The organism is Streptomyces sp. NPDC060031 (assembly GCF_042736805.1).
In the GTDB taxonomy this organism is placed as follows: Bacteria; Actinomycetota; Actinomycetes; order Streptomycetales; family Streptomycetaceae; genus Streptomyces.
The window spans coordinates 41896-57669 of the sequence record NZ_JBHWVM010000023.1 but is presented as its reverse complement, the minus strand read 5'-3'; the positions used below and the strand labels follow the sequence as shown (position 1 = coordinate 57669).

Annotated in this window: 14 protein-coding genes; 7 read left to right on the top strand and 7 right to left on the bottom strand. The window is 73.4% G+C overall.

The features are described 5' to 3' along the window. Window positions 1–4: 4 nt before the first annotated feature. A complete protein-coding gene (locus ACFWB8_RS13275; RefSeq protein WP_385225363.1) occupies window positions 5–478 on the bottom strand; it encodes a nitroreductase family deazaflavin-dependent oxidoreductase in 474 nt (157 codons plus the stop codon). Continuing rightward, the gene (locus tag ACFWB8_RS13270) at window positions 478–1680 is read right to left on the bottom strand and encodes an acyl-CoA dehydrogenase family protein (RefSeq protein WP_385225361.1); all 1203 of its coding nucleotides are present in this window, start codon (window positions 1678–1680) and stop codon (window positions 478–480) included. The genes ACFWB8_RS13275 and ACFWB8_RS13270 overlap by 1 nt, the downstream gene beginning before the upstream one ends. A gap of 136 nt (window positions 1681–1816) precedes the next feature. On the opposite strand from ACFWB8_RS13270, the gene ACFWB8_RS13265 reads away from it, so the two are divergent. After that, window positions 1817–3058 carry an acetyl-CoA acetyltransferase gene (locus tag ACFWB8_RS13265; RefSeq protein ID WP_385225359.1) on the top strand — a complete coding sequence of 414 codons (1242 nt, stop codon included), beginning with the start codon at window positions 1817–1819 and terminating at the stop codon, window positions 3056–3058. A gap of 308 nt (window positions 3059–3366) precedes the next feature. Beyond that, complete coding sequence (locus ACFWB8_RS13260) at window positions 3367–4023, top strand: pyridoxal 5'-phosphate synthase (protein ID WP_385225357.1); 657 nt, start codon at window positions 3367–3369, stop codon at window positions 4021–4023. Between the two features lie 78 nt (window positions 4024–4101). On the opposite strand, the gene ACFWB8_RS13255 is transcribed toward ACFWB8_RS13260, so the two are convergent. Next, window positions 4102–4560, bottom strand: a complete 459-nt coding sequence (locus tag ACFWB8_RS13255) for a Zn-ribbon domain-containing OB-fold protein (protein ID WP_385225355.1) — start codon at window positions 4558–4560, stop codon at window positions 4102–4104. Between the two features lie 173 nt (window positions 4561–4733). On the opposite strand from ACFWB8_RS13255, the gene ACFWB8_RS13250 reads away from it, so the two are divergent. From ACFWB8_RS13250 to ACFWB8_RS13240, 3 genes are all read left to right on the top strand, one after another. Further along, window positions 4734–5915, top strand: a complete 1182-nt coding sequence (locus tag ACFWB8_RS13250; RefSeq protein ID WP_385225353.1) for a flavin-containing monooxygenase — start codon at window positions 4734–4736, stop codon at window positions 5913–5915. A 177-nt stretch (window positions 5916–6092) separates the two neighbouring features. Next, window positions 6093–8327, top strand: coding sequence for an acetate--CoA ligase family protein (locus tag ACFWB8_RS13245; protein WP_385225351.1), 2235 nt, complete (start codon window positions 6093–6095; stop codon window positions 8325–8327). A 214-nt stretch (window positions 8328–8541) separates the two neighbouring features. Further along, entirely contained in the window at window positions 8542–9342 is an 801-nt protein-coding gene (locus tag ACFWB8_RS13240; protein ID WP_385225349.1) for an enoyl-CoA hydratase/isomerase family protein, read from the top strand. Window positions 9343–9357: 15 nt separating this feature from the next. On the opposite strand, the gene ACFWB8_RS13235 is transcribed toward ACFWB8_RS13240, so the two are convergent. Then, on the bottom strand, window positions 9358–10155 hold the full coding sequence (locus ACFWB8_RS13235; protein WP_385225347.1) for a VOC family protein: 798 nt from the start codon (window positions 10153–10155) through the stop codon (window positions 9358–9360). Between the two features lie 603 nt (window positions 10156–10758). Between ACFWB8_RS13235 and ACFWB8_RS13230 the strand changes: the two genes are divergently transcribed. Beyond that, window positions 10759–11370: a flavin reductase family protein gene (locus ACFWB8_RS13230; protein ID WP_385225456.1), complete on the top strand. Its 612-nt coding sequence runs from the start codon at window positions 10759–10761 to the stop codon at window positions 11368–11370. A 124-nt stretch (window positions 11371–11494) separates the two neighbouring features. Here ACFWB8_RS13230 and ACFWB8_RS13225 read toward each other — a convergent pair whose 3' ends face one another. The 3 genes from ACFWB8_RS13225 to ACFWB8_RS13215 are packed head-to-tail and all read right to left on the bottom strand — an operon-like array spanning window position 11495 to window position 14721. Further along, window positions 11495–12562: a Zn-dependent alcohol dehydrogenase gene (locus ACFWB8_RS13225; RefSeq protein ID WP_385225345.1), complete on the bottom strand. Its 1068-nt coding sequence runs from the start codon at window positions 12560–12562 to the stop codon at window positions 11495–11497. Then, the gene (locus tag ACFWB8_RS13220) at window positions 12559–13797 is read right to left on the bottom strand and encodes an acyl-CoA dehydrogenase family protein (RefSeq protein WP_385225343.1); all 1239 of its coding nucleotides are present in this window, start codon (window positions 13795–13797) and stop codon (window positions 12559–12561) included. The genes ACFWB8_RS13225 and ACFWB8_RS13220 overlap by 4 nt, the downstream gene beginning before the upstream one ends. Before the next feature lie 12 nt (window positions 13798–13809). After that, on the bottom strand, window positions 13810–14721 hold the full coding sequence (locus ACFWB8_RS13215) for an SDR family oxidoreductase (protein ID WP_385225341.1): 912 nt from the start codon (window positions 14719–14721) through the stop codon (window positions 13810–13812). Window positions 14722–14830: 109 nt separating this feature from the next. Between ACFWB8_RS13215 and ACFWB8_RS13210 the strand changes: the two genes are divergently transcribed. Then, window positions 14831–15757 (top strand): cyclase family protein, encoded by a 927-nt coding sequence (locus ACFWB8_RS13210; RefSeq protein WP_385225339.1) that lies wholly within the window; start codon window positions 14831–14833, stop codon window positions 15755–15757. Window positions 15758–15774 lie beyond the last annotated feature (17 nt).

The following is a 15774-nucleotide window of genomic DNA, read 5'->3' as shown; positions in this document are numbered from 1 at the left end:
GCGATCAGCGCCGCTCCAGGCGGAACAGCCGGATCTCGCGCTCGATGCGCGCCTGGTACGTCGCGTACGGCGGCCAGAACTTCAACACCGCCTGCCACGCCGCCGCGCGCTCCTCGCCCGTCAGCAGGCGGGCCCGTACCGCGATGTCCTGCCCCTTCCAGCTGACCTGCGCGTCGGGGTGCTTGAGCAGGTTCCCGGTCCACGCCGGATGCCCGGGCCGGCCGAAGTTGGAGCCGATCAGCAGCCAACTCGCGCCGCCCTCCTCCGGCATGCACGCGAGCGGGGTGGTGCGCGGTTCGCCGGTCTTGGCGCCCTTGGCGGTGAGGATCACGCCGGGGAGCATCTGGGCGCTGAGGATGACCTTGCCGCGGGTCAGCTTGTGCACCGCCTTGTCCATGGCGGGGATGAAGTGCGGTGCGATCTTGGCGAACAGCATGGTCGAGGAGACCTTCTGCATCAGCTTGACGCCGGGAGCCATCAGACGGCCACCCTCTCGGATGTATCGGATGTGGGGGGTGCAGGGGTGAAGAGGCCGGCGCGCTGGGCCGCGTGCGCCCGCAGCCGGTGCACGGGGCCGAACAGCAGCTCGTCGGCCGCCGCCCGCTTGAAGTAGAGGTGCGCGTCGTGCTCCCAGGTGAAGCCGATGCCTCCGTGCAATTGGATCGCCTCTCCGGCGGTGGTCCGCAGGGCCTCCAGCGCCTGGGCGAGGGCGAGGCCGCCCTGTTGCGGGTCCCAGGCGGCGTAGTAGGCCGCGGAGCGGGCCGCCTGCACCTGTACGTACAGGTCGGCGAGCCGGTGCTTGACCGCCTGGAAGGAGCCGATGGCCCGGCCGAACTGCTCGCGCTGGCGGACGTAGTCCACGGTGCGGGCCAGCGCCTGCCCGGCCGCGCCGACCGCCTCGGCCGCGAGCACGGCGGCGGCGGTGCGCCCGGTGGCGGCGAGGGCGCCGAGCACGTCGGCCTCCGCCCCGCCCAGCAACTCCGCAGGTACGTCGCGCAGTTGCACGCGGGCCTGCGGCCGGGTCTCGTCCAGGGTCGCCTGCCGTGACCGTACGAGGCCGGGCGCGCCCTCCCGTACGAGGAACAGCAGCGTGCGGCTGCGCGCGAAGCCGCCCGTGTGCGCGGCGACCAGGAGCAGTGAGGCGCTGTGCCCGTCGAGCACCTGGGCGGCCTCCCCGTACAGCCGCCAGCCGCCGTCCTCCCCGGTACGGGCCTGTACGCCGCCGGCGCGGCCGCCGCCCGCCCAGTCGCCGGGGACGTTGTCGCCGGTCAGCGCGAGGGCGGTGGCCAGCGCCGGGCCCGGGACGGCGAGGGCGGCCGTGAGGCCGCCGGCCGCGAGGGCCGGGAGCAGGGCGGAGCGCTGGTCCCCGGTGCCGAGGGCGGTGATCAGCGGCACGCCGAGCGCGGCGGTGGCCAGCAGGGGCGAGGGCAGCAGCGCGCGCCCGGTCTCCTCGCAGGCCAGGACCAGATCGGCGGGGGCGCAGCCGACGCCTCCGTACTCCTCCGCGATGGCGATGCCCGGCAGGCCGAGCTGCTGCGCGAGCTGCTGCCACAGCTCGCGGTCGTGTCCGGCGGCGGTGCGGACGGCGGCTTTGACCTCGTCCGGTCCGCAGCGTTTGCCCAGGATCTCGCGCAGGGTGCGGCGCATCTCGTCCTGCTCCGCGGTGAAGGCGGCGTCCATCGTCGGGCTCCTCCCCGTATCTGACGGGCCGTCATGTTAGGGCGGCCGACGGCAGATGCACAGAGGGTGGGGAGGGCGAGTCCGGGAGCCTCCGGCGGACTAGAAACTGACAGGCCGTCAGATGTACCGTCGGGTCATGCCTGGACCCACACCCGGACCCCTCTCCGGGTCCACTCCCGCCACTTCCACCACCGCCGCCGCAGGCACGGACGGCCGCCGCCGCCGCAGGGTCGCGGTCGTCGGCGTCGCCCTGTCGGACTGCGGCCGGGTGGACGGCCCCACCCCGTACGCCCTGCACGCGCAGGCCGCCCGGCGCGCCCTGGCCGACTCGGGCCTGGACCGCTCGGTCATCGACGGCTTCGCCTCGGCCGGCCTCGGCATCCTCGCCCCGATCGAGGTGGCCGAGTACCTCGGACTGCGTCCCACCTGGGTCGACTCCACCTCGGTCGGCGGCGCCACCTGGGAGGTCATGGCCGCACACGCGGCGGACGCCATCGCCGCCGGGCACGCCAATGCCGTCCTGCTGGTCTACGGATCCACCGCCCGGGCGGACATCAAGGCCCGCCGGCGCACCTCGAACCTGTCCTTCGGCGCGCGGGGACCGCTGCAGTTCGAAGTCCCGTACGGGCACACGCTGGTGTCCAAGTACGCGATGGCCGCGCGGCGCCACATGCACGAGTACGGGACGACCCTGGAGCAGCTCGCCTCGGTGGCCGTACAGGCGCGGGCGAACGCCGCCACCAACCCGGACGCGATGTTCCGCGACCCGATCACGGTGGACGAGGTCCTGGCCGGCGACATGATCGCGGACCCGTTCACGAAGCTCCACTGCTGCATCCGCTCGGACGGCGGCTGCGCGGTGCTGCTGGCCGCGGAGGACTACGTACCGGACACGGCGAAGGCGCCCGTCTGGGTCCTGGGCACGGGCACGTCGGTCTCCCACACCACCATGTCGGAGTGGGAGGACTTCACGGTGTCCCCGGCCGCCGTCTCGGGCCGCCTGGCCTTCGAACGGGCGGGCGTGACCCCGGCGGACGTGGACCTCGCGCAGATCTACGACGCCTTCACGTACATGACCCTGGTCACCCTGGAAGACCTCGGCTTCTGCGCGAAGGGCGAGGGCGGGGCCTTCGTGGAGAAGGGCCGCCTGCTGCGGGACGGGGAACTCCCGGTCAACACCGACGGCGGCGGCCTCTCGGCCTGCCACCCGGGCATGCGCGGCCTCTTCCTCCTGGTCGAGGCGGTCCGCCAACTCCGCGGCGAATCCGGCCCGGGCCAGGTCCACAAACGCAACGGCCACCTCCCCGACCTCGCGGTCGCCTCGGGCACGGGGGGCTGGTTCTGCTCGTCGGGGACGGTGGTGCTGGGGCGGGGCTGAGGGGGTGTGGACGGCTTATGTCCGGCCACGAGCAGTCTGCGGACGCTGAGCAAGTGGAGTGCGTAACGGTCTGACGCGCCTGCCCCCCGGCAGGATCATCCAGCCACCGTCCGGGGCAGGTTGGGGCCGCTCTTTGTCGAGGCCTCCTCCCGTCCAGCAAGGGCGTACGGCTAGGGGGTCAGATCGGTCCCCGTGCAGCGTCCTTTTGGGGGTTTCCCGACAGTCTTCGCATTTCCGTGTCGGGCCCCCGCCCAAGCCCGCTCCCGCCCCTCCCCCGGCCCACCCCGCCCTGGTGTTCCATAGGGCCCATGGACGACTTTCACCGCACCCTGCACTCGCTGCGCGTATGGGACGCCGAGCTCCCCGGCTTCGACACCGCCGTCGCGCCGGTCGAGCCGCTGGCGCTGTTTCGCGAGTGGTTCACGCACGCCGCCGAGGCCGGGCAGCTCGAGCCGCACACCATGAGTCTGGCCACCGTGGACGGGCAGGGGCGGCCCGACATGCGGACGCTGATGCTGCACGACGCCGACGCGCGGGGCTGGCACTTCGCCTCGCACTCCACCAGCGCCAAGGGCAGGCAGCTGGCCGCGCACCCCGACGCGGCGCTCGGGTTCTACTGGCCGACCGTGGCCCGGCAGATCCGCATCCGCGGGCGGGTCACCGCGTGCGGGCCCGAGGAGAGCCGGGCGGACCTGGCGGTCCGTTCGCGGGGTGCGCTCGCCGCGGCGCTCACGGGCCGGCAGAGCGAGGTCCTCGGGTCCCCTGAGGAACTGGCCCGGGCCTCGGCCGCGGCGTGGGAGCGGGCCGGCGCCGAGCCGGACGCGCCGGCGCCGACCTGGACCCGGTACGTGCTCGACGCCACCGAGGTGGAGTTCTTCCAGGGCGACGCCACCCGCCGCCACACCCGCCTGCGCTACACCTGTACCCCGGCGTCCGCCTGGACCCGCGAGCTGCTCTGGCCGTGAGGCGTACGCGGCGGCGCCTTGACGCCTCCCGCACACCGCATCCCGCACCCCGCACCCCGCACTCGCCTGCCGCATCCCCTACGGCCTGAAGACCGCCACCCACACGCCCTCGGCCGCCTCGCGGAAGGTGACCTCCAGGTCCATCCCGATCCGGAGGTCCCCCTCCGGGCATCCGACGACCTCGGTCATCATCCGCGGGCCCTCCGCGAGGTCGACGACGGCCGCCACGTACGGGACGCGGGTCCCGAACGGGGGCAGGTCGTTGCGGTGGATCACCGACCAGGTGTAGAGCGTCGCGCGGCCGCTCGCCGCCTCCCACGTCACCCGGTCCTCCCCCGCCCAGCAGGACGGGCAGAACTCGCGCGGGTAGTGATGTGCCCGCGCGCAGGCCCCGCAGCGGCGCAGCAGGAGCCGGCCCTCGGCCGCCGCGTCCCAGTAGGGGCGCGTGAAGTCGTCGATCTCCGGCAGGTCGTAGCGCGCCGCGCCCGTACTCGTCCTCGTACCCTCACCCGTACCCGCATGTCCGTTCGTGCCCACAACAGCCCCATCTCCACCCGCGTCTCCGCCGGGATCCGTATCTGACGTGCCGTCAGTTCAGCGGATCCCGCCCCCTCCCGCAAGGGCCCGGCCCCCCGGCCGTGATCGATCCGCAATCGATTCCCTCCTCGTCCGAGACCCATCAACGCTGCGTGGCGATACGCTCACACCTCATGCCCGGAGTCCCCGCAGCACCCGACATGACCACCCAACCCCGCCCCGTGTACGTCATCGGCGCCGGGCCCGGCGGCCTCGCCGTCGCCGCCGCGCTGCGCGCCCGCGGGGTGCGCGCGGTGGTCGTGGAGAAGGCCGAGTCGGTCGGAGCCTCCTGGCGGGGCCACTACGACCGGCTCCACCTGCACACCACGCGCCGGCTCTCCGCCCTCCCGGGCCTGGCCATGCCGCGCCGGTTCGGGCGGTGGGTCTCGCGCGACGACGTCGTGCGGTACCTGGAGAAGTACGCCGAGTTCCACGAGCTGGAGCTGGTCACCGGGGTCGAGGTGACCCGGATCGAGCGCGCCGCCGACGGGGCGGGCTGGACCCTGCACGCCACCGGCGGCCGGGTGCTGGCGGCCGGGGCGGTGGTCGTGGCGACCGGGTTCAACCACACCCCCGCGCTCCCCGACTGGCCGGGCCGGGACGCGTACGGCCATCCGCTGCTGCACGCCTCCGGGTACCGCAATCCCGAGCCCTACCGGGGGCGGGACGTGCTCGTCGTCGGCGTCGGCAACACCGGTGCCGAGATAGCCGTCGACCTGATCGAGGGCGGGGCCGCCCGGGTCCGGCTCGCGGTGCGCACGGCTCCGCACATCGTGCGCCGCTCCACCGCCGGCTGGCCGGCCCAGCGCACCGGGATCCTGGTACGCCGGCTGCCCGTGCGGCTCGTGGACCGGCTGGGCGCGCTCGTCGCCAAGGTCTCCGTCCCGGACCTGTCGGCGTACGGGCTCCCGCGCCCCGCCACCGGCCTGTACAGCAGGGTCGGGCAAGGGGCGATACCGGTGCAGGACGTCGGCCTGATCGATGCCGTCCGGTCCGGGCGGGTCGAACCGGTCGCCGCGGTCGATTCCTTCGACGGCGACGGGGTGGTGCTCTCGGACGGCTCGCGGATCACCCCGGACGCGGTGATCGCGGCCACCGGCTACCGCCGGGCGTTGGAGGGCCTGGTCGGAGAGCTCGACGTACTGGACGGGCGCGGCCGGCCCCGCACGCACGGCGACCGGACCTCCGCGCACGCCCCTGACCTGTACTTCACCGGGTTCAGCAACCCCATCAGCGGGATGTTCCGGGAGATGGCCCTGGACGCCGAGAAGATCGCCAGGGCGGTGGCCCGCCGCCATCGGACCCAGGCGGGCTGACCTCGGCCGAATACCGCCCTGGACCCGCCCCGAGCGCGTCTGTCACCGTTCCACACATCACCTCCACCACCTTTCCTGCGCAGGCCTGTTCCTGACGGCACGTCAGTTCAGTAATCTGACTACACGTCAGTTATTGAGGTTCCCATCGAGGTTCATCGAGCAGGAGCGGGCGGAACGATGCTTGGATCTACTCACGGCACCCTCACCACCGACTTCCGCGCACGTGTCGAGGCCTGCGGGGAGACCCCCAGAACGGCCGTCCACTCCACGGCGGCGCCGTCCGCCGAGGACACGGTCGCGCTGGACGTCAGCGGTCGGCCCCTGCACGCCGATGCGCCCGACCTGGACCGGTTCTTCCGGCCCGAGTCCGTGGCCGTCATCGGCGCCTCGGACGCCGAGGGCAGACCGAACACCGGCATCACCCGCCAGCTCATCGCCTGGGCGGAGCGCGTCGGAGCCCGGCTCCACCCCGTGCACCCCACCCGCACGACCGTCTTCGGGCTGGCGTGCCACGCCTCCGTCGCCGACCTGCCCGAACAGGTCGACCTCGCCGTCCTCCTGGTGGCCGACCCGCTCCCCGTCATCGAGGAACTGGCCGAGGCCAAGGTGAAGTTCGCGGTCGCCTTCGCCTCCGGCTTCGCCGAGACGGGCGATGCGGGGGCCGCCGCCCAGGCGCGCCTCGCGGCCGCCGTCCGGCGCTCGGGCCTGCGCCTGCTCGGCCCGAACACCAACCTCAACGCCTTCGAGAAGTTCCGCGGGGACCTCGACGGCCCCGCCATCGCGCTGATCACCCAGTCCGGGCACCAGGGCCGGCCCGTCTACACCCTCCAGGAGCTGGGCATCCGCCTGTCCCACTGGGCGCCGACCGGCAACGAGGCCGACCTCGAAACCTCCGACTTCATCTCGTACTTCGCCGAGCAGCCGGAGGTCGGGGCCATCGCCTGTTACGTGGAGGGCCTCAAGGACGGCCGGGCCTTCCTCCTCGCGGCCGACCGGGCGGCGCGCAACGGCGTGCCCGTCGTCGCCGTCAAGGTCGGCCGCACCGAGACCGGCGCCCGGATGGCCGCCTCCCACACCGGGAAGCTGACCGGCGCCGACACCGTCGTGGACGCCGCGATGCGGCAGTTCGGGGTCATCCGCGTCGACGGCCTCGACGAGCTCCAGGACACCGCCGCCCTGCTCGCCCGGGCCCGTAAACCCAAGGCGGACGGGGTCGTCGTGTACTCCATCTCCGGCGGCACCGGCGCCCACTTCTCCGACCTGGCCACCGAGGCGGGGCTCAGCCTCCCCACCCTCTCCCAGGCCAAGCAGGACGAGCTCCACGAGTGGATCCCGGAGTACCTGAACGTCGCCAATCCCGTCGACAACGGCGGCCACCCCGTGGGCGACTGGCGCGGCCGCAAGATCATCGACGCCATCCTGGCGGACCCGTCCGTCGGCGTCCTGATCTGCCCGATCACCGGCCCCTTCCCGCCGATGAGCGACAAGCTCGCCCAGGACCTGGTGGACGCCGCCGAGCAGACCGACAAGTTGATCTGCGTGATCTGGGGCTCCCCGGTCGGCACGGAGGAGGCGTACCGCACCACGCTCCTCGGCTCCTCCCGGGTGGCGACCTTCCGTACCTTCGGCAACTGCATCACCGCCGTACGGGCCTATCTCGGCCACCACCGCTTCACCACGGCCTACCGCTCCCCCTTCGACGAGGCCCCCCGCACCCCCTCGCCCTCCTACCGCAAGGCGCAGGCCCTGATGCGCCCGGGCCAGCAGCTCAGCGAGCACTCCGCGAAACAGCTTCTGCGCGCGTACGGGATACGGGTGCCCCGCGAGCAGCTCGTGACCAGCGCGGCCGCGGCCGTGCGGGCGGCCGGGCTGGTCGGCTACCCGGTGGTGATGAAGGCCTCGGGCCCGCAGCTGGCCCACAAGACGGAGCTCGGGCTGGTCAAGATCGGCCTGACCTCGGCGAGCCAGATCCGCGACGCGTACCGGGAGTTGACGGACATCGCGCGGTACGAGAACGTCCCGCTGGACGGGATCCTGGTCTGCCAGATGGTCGAGCGCGGTGTGGAGATGGTCGTCGGGGTCACCCAGGACGACCTCTTCGGCCCCACCGTCACCGTGGGCCTCGGCGGGGTCCTCGTGGAGGTCCTGCACGACGCGGCGGTGCGCGTGCCGCCCTTCGGGGAGGACCAGGCCCGCCACATGCTCACGGAACTGCGCGGCCACGCCCTCCTGGAGGGGGTCCGGGGAGCGCCCCCGGCGGACGTGGACGCGCTGGTCGAGGTCATCCTGCGGGTCCAGCGGATGGCCCTGGAACTGGGCGACTCGCTCTCCGAGCTGGACATCAACCCCCTGATGGTGCTGCCGCGCGGCCAGGGCGCGGTGGCGCTGGACGCGCTGGCCATCTGCCACTGAGCCCGCCGGGCACGGCCCCCGGGGCTCCGCCCCGCCCCGGCCCCCGCGCCTCGGACTCCCCCGGACTCCGTCCGGGGGACCCGCAGGGGCTGGATTTCGGCCGATGCCGCCTGGATTCCCAGCCCCGCCGGCATGTGAGGCGCGGGGGTCCGGAGGCGGAGCCCCCGCAGCGGGGCGCGCCCGACCACACCCACCACCCCGAACGGGAGCCCGCATGACCCGCACCCCCGAGGACGAAGTCCTCCACCGCCTGGACAACGGCGTCTCCTGGATCACCCTCAACCGCCCCGACGCCATGAACGCCGTCACCTGGGACCAACGCGAACGCGTCATCGCGCTGCTCGCCGACGCCTCCGGCGACCCCGCCGTCCGGGCGGTCGTCATCACCGCCACCGGCAAGGGCTTCTGCGCGGGCGCCGACCTGCGCGGCGCCCCCGCCACCGGCGAACGCGTCGCCGGCGACGTCGCCCGTATGATCCGGCTCGGCGCGCAGCGCCTGATCACCGCGGTCCTCGACTGCGAGAAACCCGTCATCGCCGCCGTCAACGGCACCGCCGCCGGCATCGGCTCCCACCTCGCGCTCGCCTGCGACCTCGTCATCGCCGCCGAGCCGGCCCGCTTCATCGAGGTGTTCGTACGCCGCGGCCTGGTCCCCGACGGCGGCGGCGCGTACCTGCTCCCGCGGCTCGTCGGCCCGCAGAAGGCCAAGGAGCTGATGTTCTTCGGCGACGCCCTCCCCGCGGCCGAGGCCGAGCGGCTCGGCCTGGTCAACAAGGTGGTCCCGGCCGAGGAGCTGGAGGCCACCGCCCGCGCCTGGGCGGATCGGCTCGCGCAGGGCCCCACCCGGGCCCTGGCCATGACGAAACAGCTGGTCAACGCATCCTTGGACGGCGACCGGGCGACCGCGCTGGCCGCCGAGGCCACCGCCCAGGAGATCAACATGACCACGGCCGACGCGAACGAGGGCGTGGCGAGCTTCGTGGAGCGCCGCACGCCCAAGTACCTCGGCCGTTGAGCGCCGCCCGGCGGGCTACATCCGCGGGTCGGGCTTGAGCAGCGCGAACACCGCCCCCGCCGGGTCCGCGGCCCACGCGATCCGCCCGACGTCCGGGACGTCCGCCGCGGGCATCAGCACCGAGCCGCCGGCGCCCTGGATCACCGCCACGTGGGCGTCGACGTCCGCGGAGTGGAAGTACGGCACCCAGCGCGGCACCGTGGTCGACCCGCCGCCCGCGCCCTCGCCCTGCGGCGCGACCCCGCCGAAGGAGGTGTGCTGCGGGTCGCCGCCGTCCGCGGTGCTCAGCACCCGGTACGTCATCCCGGGCGCCTCCATCTCCTCGGACCGCCACCCGAACAGCCCCGCGTAGAAGGCGATGGCCGCGAGGGGGTCGGGGGTGTGGAGCTCGACCCACAGCAGGGTGCTCTCGACCGAGGTCAGCCCCAGCCCGGCGGTCTTCCCCGGCTGCCAGCACGCGAACTCCGCGCCCTGCGGATCGGTGAACTGCGCCAGCCAGCCCTCTCCCATCACGTCCATGGGTTCCGTCCGCACCTGCCCGCCGCCGCTGCGCACTCCCTCGGTGGCGGCCTGGATGTCGGGGCTGTTGAAGTGCACCATCCACGCGGACTGCGCGCCCTCCTGGGTCAGCGGCCCGAGCGCGGCGACGGTCTTCCCGTCCACCTGGAAGAACCCGTAGCCCCCGGCCTCGGGCCCGGCGGAGACGAACTGCCACCCGAAGACGGGGCCGTAGAACGCGGCGGCCGCCCCGGTGTCGGGGCTTCCGAGGTCGAGCCAGTTCGGTGAGCCGGTGCGGAAGTCGGTGCCGAGCATGCGATGCCTCCTGTGGGGCCGGGGGGGCCGGGTGGGGCCGGGTTCCGGGGTTCCCGGGTCCGGTCGGGCGTACGTACGGCGGTACGCCGGCCCCCGCCACGATGCCGAACCCCGGCCCGACCCGCATCCCGTACCGCCTGCGCCGGTCCCGGCGGCCCCGGCGGTTCACCCGGTGGGCCCAGCCCCGCCGCCCGCACGTTCGCAGCCGGGTACGAACGGGTTCACCCCGGCCCCCTCGCCCCGCACGGCGCCGGAGCGCCGATGGGTCCAGGTGCCGGTGCCCGTGCAGGAGGTCAAGGCCGCCTCGTCGGCCGCCACCGGCTCCTCCTCGACGGTGGCCTCGCCGCTGGCCCGAGCCGGACCACACCGCCGCGCCCGTCGTGCGATCCAGGGGGCGAGCCCGACCAGCAGCTGTCCGGCAGCAACGGCTTCCGCCCCCGGCGCCGACCTCCACCACCCCTCGGGTCCCTGTTCTCGCACGTCGCCCCGCACAACGGACCCCCCGGTTTCCTTTGAACACGTTCAATCGAGGCGGACCCTGCACTCCCCTTCCCATCTGACGAACCGTCAGCTTCAATCGGTCACGTGATGGGACACGCAGGGATGGCGGCCACCGTCGTCCGATACCTCAGGTCAGTCGGCTCCCCCACCTCCGCCGCGGCGGAGCCGGAGCCCGTGGAAGTTCTGCCGCGCCCCGACCTGCGGGCCGTCGGCGAGGACGAGCGCGCACCCGTCAGCCCTGCCGAGTTCCGGGCCGTGCTCGGGAACTTCGCCAGCGGGGTCACGGTCATCACCGCCCCGGCCGGCGAGGACGAGGACGGACCGGCCGGCTTCGCCTGCCAGTCCTTCGCCTCGCTCTCCCTCGACCCGCCCCTGGTCACCTTCATGGTCGCCCGCACCTCCACCACGTGGCCCCGCATCGCCCGCGCCGGGGTGTTCTGCGTCAACATCCTCGGCGCCGAGCAGGGCACCCTGTGCCGGGCCTTCGCCGTCAGTGGCACCGACAAGTTCGCCGGGGTCCCGCACAGCCCCGCCCCGGTCACCGGATCGCCGAAGCTCGACGCCGTGCCCGCCTGGATCGACTGCCGCATCCACGCCGTGCACACGGGCGGGGACCACCTGATCGTGGTCGGCCGTGTCGAGGCGATGGGCGCGGCCGGCGAGGGCGCTCCCCTCCTCTTCCACAAGGGCCGCTTCGGCCGTCTGGCGGACTGAAGCCGCCCGGCGGGAACGAAGCCGCCCGGCGGGACCGAAGCCTCCTCCCCGCCCCTCACGCCGAGACCGGCCCTGCTCCGAGCGAGCAGGGCCGGTCTCGGTTTGCGCACCGCGCCGCGCCGGGTCAGAAGGTCAGCACCCCGCGGGCCACGCGGCCGTGGTGGGCGTCGTCCACCGCCTTGGCGAAGTCCTCCACCGGGTAGAGCTCGGTCACCAGTTCGTCCAGCAGCAGCCGGCCCTGCCGGTAGAGCTCCGCGTACAGGGCGATGTCCCGCTGCGGGCGCGAGGAACCGTACCGGCAGCCCATGATCGTCTTGTCCAGGTACATGGACGAGACCTGGAAGGACGCCTCCTCCCTGAAGCCGGGCACTCCGAGCAGGACCGCCTGCCCGTGCCGGTCCAGGAGGTCGATCGCCTGGCGGATCAGCTTGACGTTGCCCACGCACTCGAAGGCGTGGTCCGCGCCGGTCGGCAGGATCTCCTTCACCGCCGCCGACGAGTCCGCCACCGCCGAGGCGTCGATGAAGTGCGTGGCGCCGAACCGCCGGGCCACCGCCTCCTTGGCCGGGTTCGCGTCCACCGCCACGATGGTCGTGGCGCCCGCGATCCGCGCGCCCTGCAGGACGTTCAGTCCGATCCCGCCCGTGCCGATGACGACCACCGACTCGCCGCGGTCCACCTTCGCCCGGTTCAGCACCGCCCCGACCCCGGTCAGGACACCGCATCCGATCAGCGCCGCCGAGGTGAGCGGAATATCGTTCGGGATCTTCACCGCCTGTACGGCCTTGACGATCGTCCGCTCCGCGAAGGCCGAGTTGGAGGCGAACTGGAACAGCGGCTTCCCGCCCCGCGAGAACGGCTGTCCCGGCATCCCGATCGCCTTGCGGCACATGGTCGGCCGCCCCCGGTCGCAGTCCGCGCACGCCCCGCAGTTGGCGAGCGTGGACAGCGACACGTGGTCCCCCGCGGCCACGTGCGTGACCCCCGAGCCGACCGCCTCCACCACCCCCGCGCCCTCGTGCCCCAGCACCACCGGCGGCGGAAACGGAATCGTCCCGTCGATCACCGACAGGTCGCTGTGGCACAGTCCGGCCGCCGATATCGCCACCAGCACTTCACCCGGGCCCGGATCGCGGATCTCCAGGTCGTCGACCACCTGGGCCTGCTTGCCGTCGAACACGACGCCTCTCACCTGGACTCCTTAGGCAGGCCGAGCACGCGCTCGGCGATGATGTTCCGCTGGATCTCGTCCGAGCCGCCGTAGATGGTGTCGGCCCGGGTGAACAGGAACAGCCGCTGCTCCTCGTCGAGCCCGAGCTCGTACGGGAGCCCGGGCGCCCAGGCCGCCGGGCCGGCCGTCGCCGCCGCGCCGCGGACCTCGACCGCCAGCTCGCCGAGCCGCCGGTGCCAGCCGCCCCACAGCAGCTTGGCCACGCTCGGCGCCCCCGCATCACCCTGGGCACCCAGGGTCCGCAGGGCGTTCCACCGCATGGTGCGCAGCTCGGCCCACTGCCGTACGAGGCGGCCCCGCAGCACGGGGTCGCGGGCCGCGTCGGAAGCCGCGCCGGTAACCGCGCCGGAGCCCTCGTACGAGGCCGCGTACGAGGCGACCACGCGCTCCAGCTCCGCCGCGAACCCGATCTGCTGGACGAGCGTGGAGACCCCCCGCTCCAGGGCGAGCAGGCCCATCGCCACGGACCAGCCGTTGCCCTCGCCGCCGACGACCTCGGCCGCCACCGCCCCGTCGAAGAACACCTCGTTGAACTCGCTCGTCCCCGACATCTGCCGGATCGGCCGGACCTCGATCCGCCCCGGCTGGTCCATGCGTACGAGCAGGAAGGACAGGCCCCGGTGCCGCCGGGAGCCCGCCTCGGTGCGGGCCAGTACGAAGCACCAGTCCGCGTCCCGGGCCAGGGAGGTCCAGATCTTCTGCCCGGTGACGCGCAGCAGCCCGTCGGCCCCGTCCCGTACCGCGGTCGTACGGATGCCCGCGAGGTCGGAGCCGGCGCCCGGCTCGGAGTACCCCTGGCACCACAGCTCCTCGCCGCGCGCGATGCCGGGGAGGAAGCGGTCGCGCTGGTCCCGGGACCCGTAGGCGACCAGCGTCGGCGCGAGGAGGTTCTCCCCGATGTGGCCGACCCGGCCGGGCGCGCGCAGCGCCGCGTACTCCTCGGCCCACACCACCTGCCCGGTCAGGGAGAGCCGCCGCTGCCCGTACGCGCCGTCCGGCACCTCCCAGCCCTGCCCGATCCAGCCGCCGCGGCCCAGCTCGCGCTCCCACGCGCGCCGCGCCCCGACGCCCTCGTGCTCGCTGCCCGGCCCGCCGAGGCCGACGGCCTGCGCGTACGGGCCGACGAGGTGCCCGGCCAGCCACGCCCGGGCGCGGGCGCGCAGCTCCTCGTCCTCGGCTCCGAAGCTGAAGTCCACCCCGCCGCTCCTCTACGCGTTCGGGCGGTCCTTGGCGGCCGCCGCCCTGGCCATGGCCTCCAGCTGCGCGAGCATCGGCATCGGGTCGGTGCCGACGGTGCCGGGCAGGAAGTCGGCGATCTTCTCGGGGGTCCAGGACCCTTCCGCGTACCCGGCGCGCAGCTCGCGCGGCTGGGCCCAGACGGCGATCTTCGGGCCGGCGATCGTGTAGACCTGCCCGGTGATGGACTCCGCCTTGGCCCGGTCGCTGAGGAGGTAGGTGACGAGCGCCGCGACGTCCTCGGGCTCGCCGATCTCCTTGAGCTCCATGGGTACGTTGGCGGACATGCGGGTACGGGCGACCGGCGCGACGGCGTTGGCCGTGACCCCGTACTTGGCGAGGCCGAGTGCGGCGCTGCGGACGAGCGAGATGATCCCGCCCTTGGCGGCGCTGTAGTTGGCCTGCGCCACGGAACCCTGGTGGTTGCCGCTGGTGAAGCCGATGAGGGTGCCCGTGCCCTGCCGGCGCATGACGGCGGAGGCGGCGCGGAAGACGGTGAAGGTGCCCTTGAGGTGGGTGGCGACCACCGGGTCCCACTCCTCCTCGGACATGTTGAACAGCATCCGCTCGCGCAGGATGCCGGCCACGCAGACGACGCCGTCGATGCGCCCGTACTGGGCGAGGGCGGTGTCGACGATGCGCTGGCCGCCGGCCATGGTCGAGATGTCATCGGCGACGGCGACGGCCTCCCCGCCGGCGGCGATGATCTCCTTCACCACGGCTTCGGCCACTTCGCTCGTGGGCTCGCCGCCTTCGATCCCCACGCCGTAGTCGTTGACGACGACCTTGGCACCCTCGGCGGCCGCGGCGAGTGCCACGGCCCGCCCGATGCCCCGGCCGGCGCCGGTGACGGCGACGACCTTACCTGCCAAGAAGTTCCCCACGTCCGGCCCCTTCCCGCGTTTTCTGACGGTCCGTTAGATTCTATGACCAGTCAGATGCTGCTGCACAAGCCCTAGTCGCACTCGCCTCTCCCAAGGAGCTGATGAGGTCATGGCCCTGCCGGCCGAGTTCCACGACATCGCCAAGCGCGTCAACAACTGGGGCCGCTGGGGCGCCGACGACGAGATCGGCACTCTGAACCTGATCACCGACGAGGTCGTACGGGCCGCCGCACAGGAGATCCGCAGCGGCCGCCGGATACCGCTGGCCCTGCCACTGAAGGAGGACGGGGTGCAGGCGGGCATGATCCCGGGCCGGATCAACCCGCTGCACACGATGGTGCAGATCAACCAGGAGATCTTCGGGCCGGGCACGGTGGCGTGCAGCGACGACGCGGTGACGATGGGCCTCCAGGCGGGCACCCACTGGGACGCCCTGACCCACGTCTCGCACTCGGGCAAGATCTACAACGGCCGCCCGGCCTCGTCGATCACGGCGCACGCGCGGGCCGAGTTCAGCGGCATCGACAAGGCCGGGCACATCGTCTCGCGCGGGGTCCTCCTCGACGTCGCGCGCGCAAAGGGCCTGGACCGGCTCCCCGGGGGGCACGCGGTCACGCCCGAAGACCTGGCGCAGGCCGAGGAGTTCGGCGGGATCACGGTCCGGGCCGGCGACATCGTCCTCGTACGCACCGGCCAGATCCAGGTCTACCTGGCGGGCGACAAGCACGGCTACGGCTTCCCGTCGCCGGGCCTGTCCGTCCGCACCCCGGAGTGGTTCCACGCCCGGGACGTGGCGGCGGTCGCCAACGACACCCTGACCTTCGAGATCTTCCCCCCGGAGATCGAGGACCTGTGGCTGCCGGTCCACGCCCTCGACCTGGTGGAGATGGGCATGCACCAGGGCCAGAACTGGAATCTCGAAAAGTTGTCCACAGCCTGTGCAGAAGAAAACCGCTACGGCTTCCTGCTCTCCGCGATGCCCGAACCCTTCGTCGGCGGCACGGGCACCCCGGTCGCCCCGGTCGCCATCCTCTGACCGGGCCCGATACGCAT

What these genes read in the sequence shown, in the direction of transcription:
- ACFWB8_RS13260 (WP_385225357.1), top strand. Translation starts at nt 3,367, where the DNA reads ATGGACGACTTTCACCGCACCCTGCACTCGCTGCGCGTATGGGACGCC.
- ACFWB8_RS13265 (WP_385225359.1), top strand. Translation starts at nt 1,817, where the DNA reads ATGCCTGGACCCACACCCGGACCCCTCTCCGGGTCCACTCCCGCCACT.
- ACFWB8_RS13240 (WP_385225349.1), top strand. Translation starts at nt 8,542, where the DNA reads ATGACCCGCACCCCCGAGGACGAAGTCCTCCACCGCCTGGACAACGGC.
- ACFWB8_RS13250 (WP_385225353.1), top strand. Translation starts at nt 4,734, where the DNA reads ATGCCCGGAGTCCCCGCAGCACCCGACATGACCACCCAACCCCGCCCC.
- ACFWB8_RS13275 (WP_385225363.1), bottom strand. Translation starts at nt 478, where the DNA reads ATGGCTCCCGGCGTCAAGCTGATGCAGAAGGTCTCCTCGACCATGCTG.
- ACFWB8_RS13235 (WP_385225347.1), bottom strand. Translation starts at nt 10,155, where the DNA reads ATGCTCGGCACCGACTTCCGCACCGGCTCACCGAACTGGCTCGACCTC.
- ACFWB8_RS13270 (WP_385225361.1), bottom strand. Translation starts at nt 1,680, where the DNA reads ATGGACGCCGCCTTCACCGCGGAGCAGGACGAGATGCGCCGCACCCTG.
- ACFWB8_RS13230 (WP_385225456.1), top strand. Translation starts at nt 10,759, where the DNA reads ATGGCGGCCACCGTCGTCCGATACCTCAGGTCAGTCGGCTCCCCCACC.
- ACFWB8_RS13245 (WP_385225351.1), top strand. Translation starts at nt 6,093, where the DNA reads ATGCTTGGATCTACTCACGGCACCCTCACCACCGACTTCCGCGCACGT.
- ACFWB8_RS13210 (WP_385225339.1), top strand. Translation starts at nt 14,831, where the DNA reads ATGGCCCTGCCGGCCGAGTTCCACGACATCGCCAAGCGCGTCAACAAC.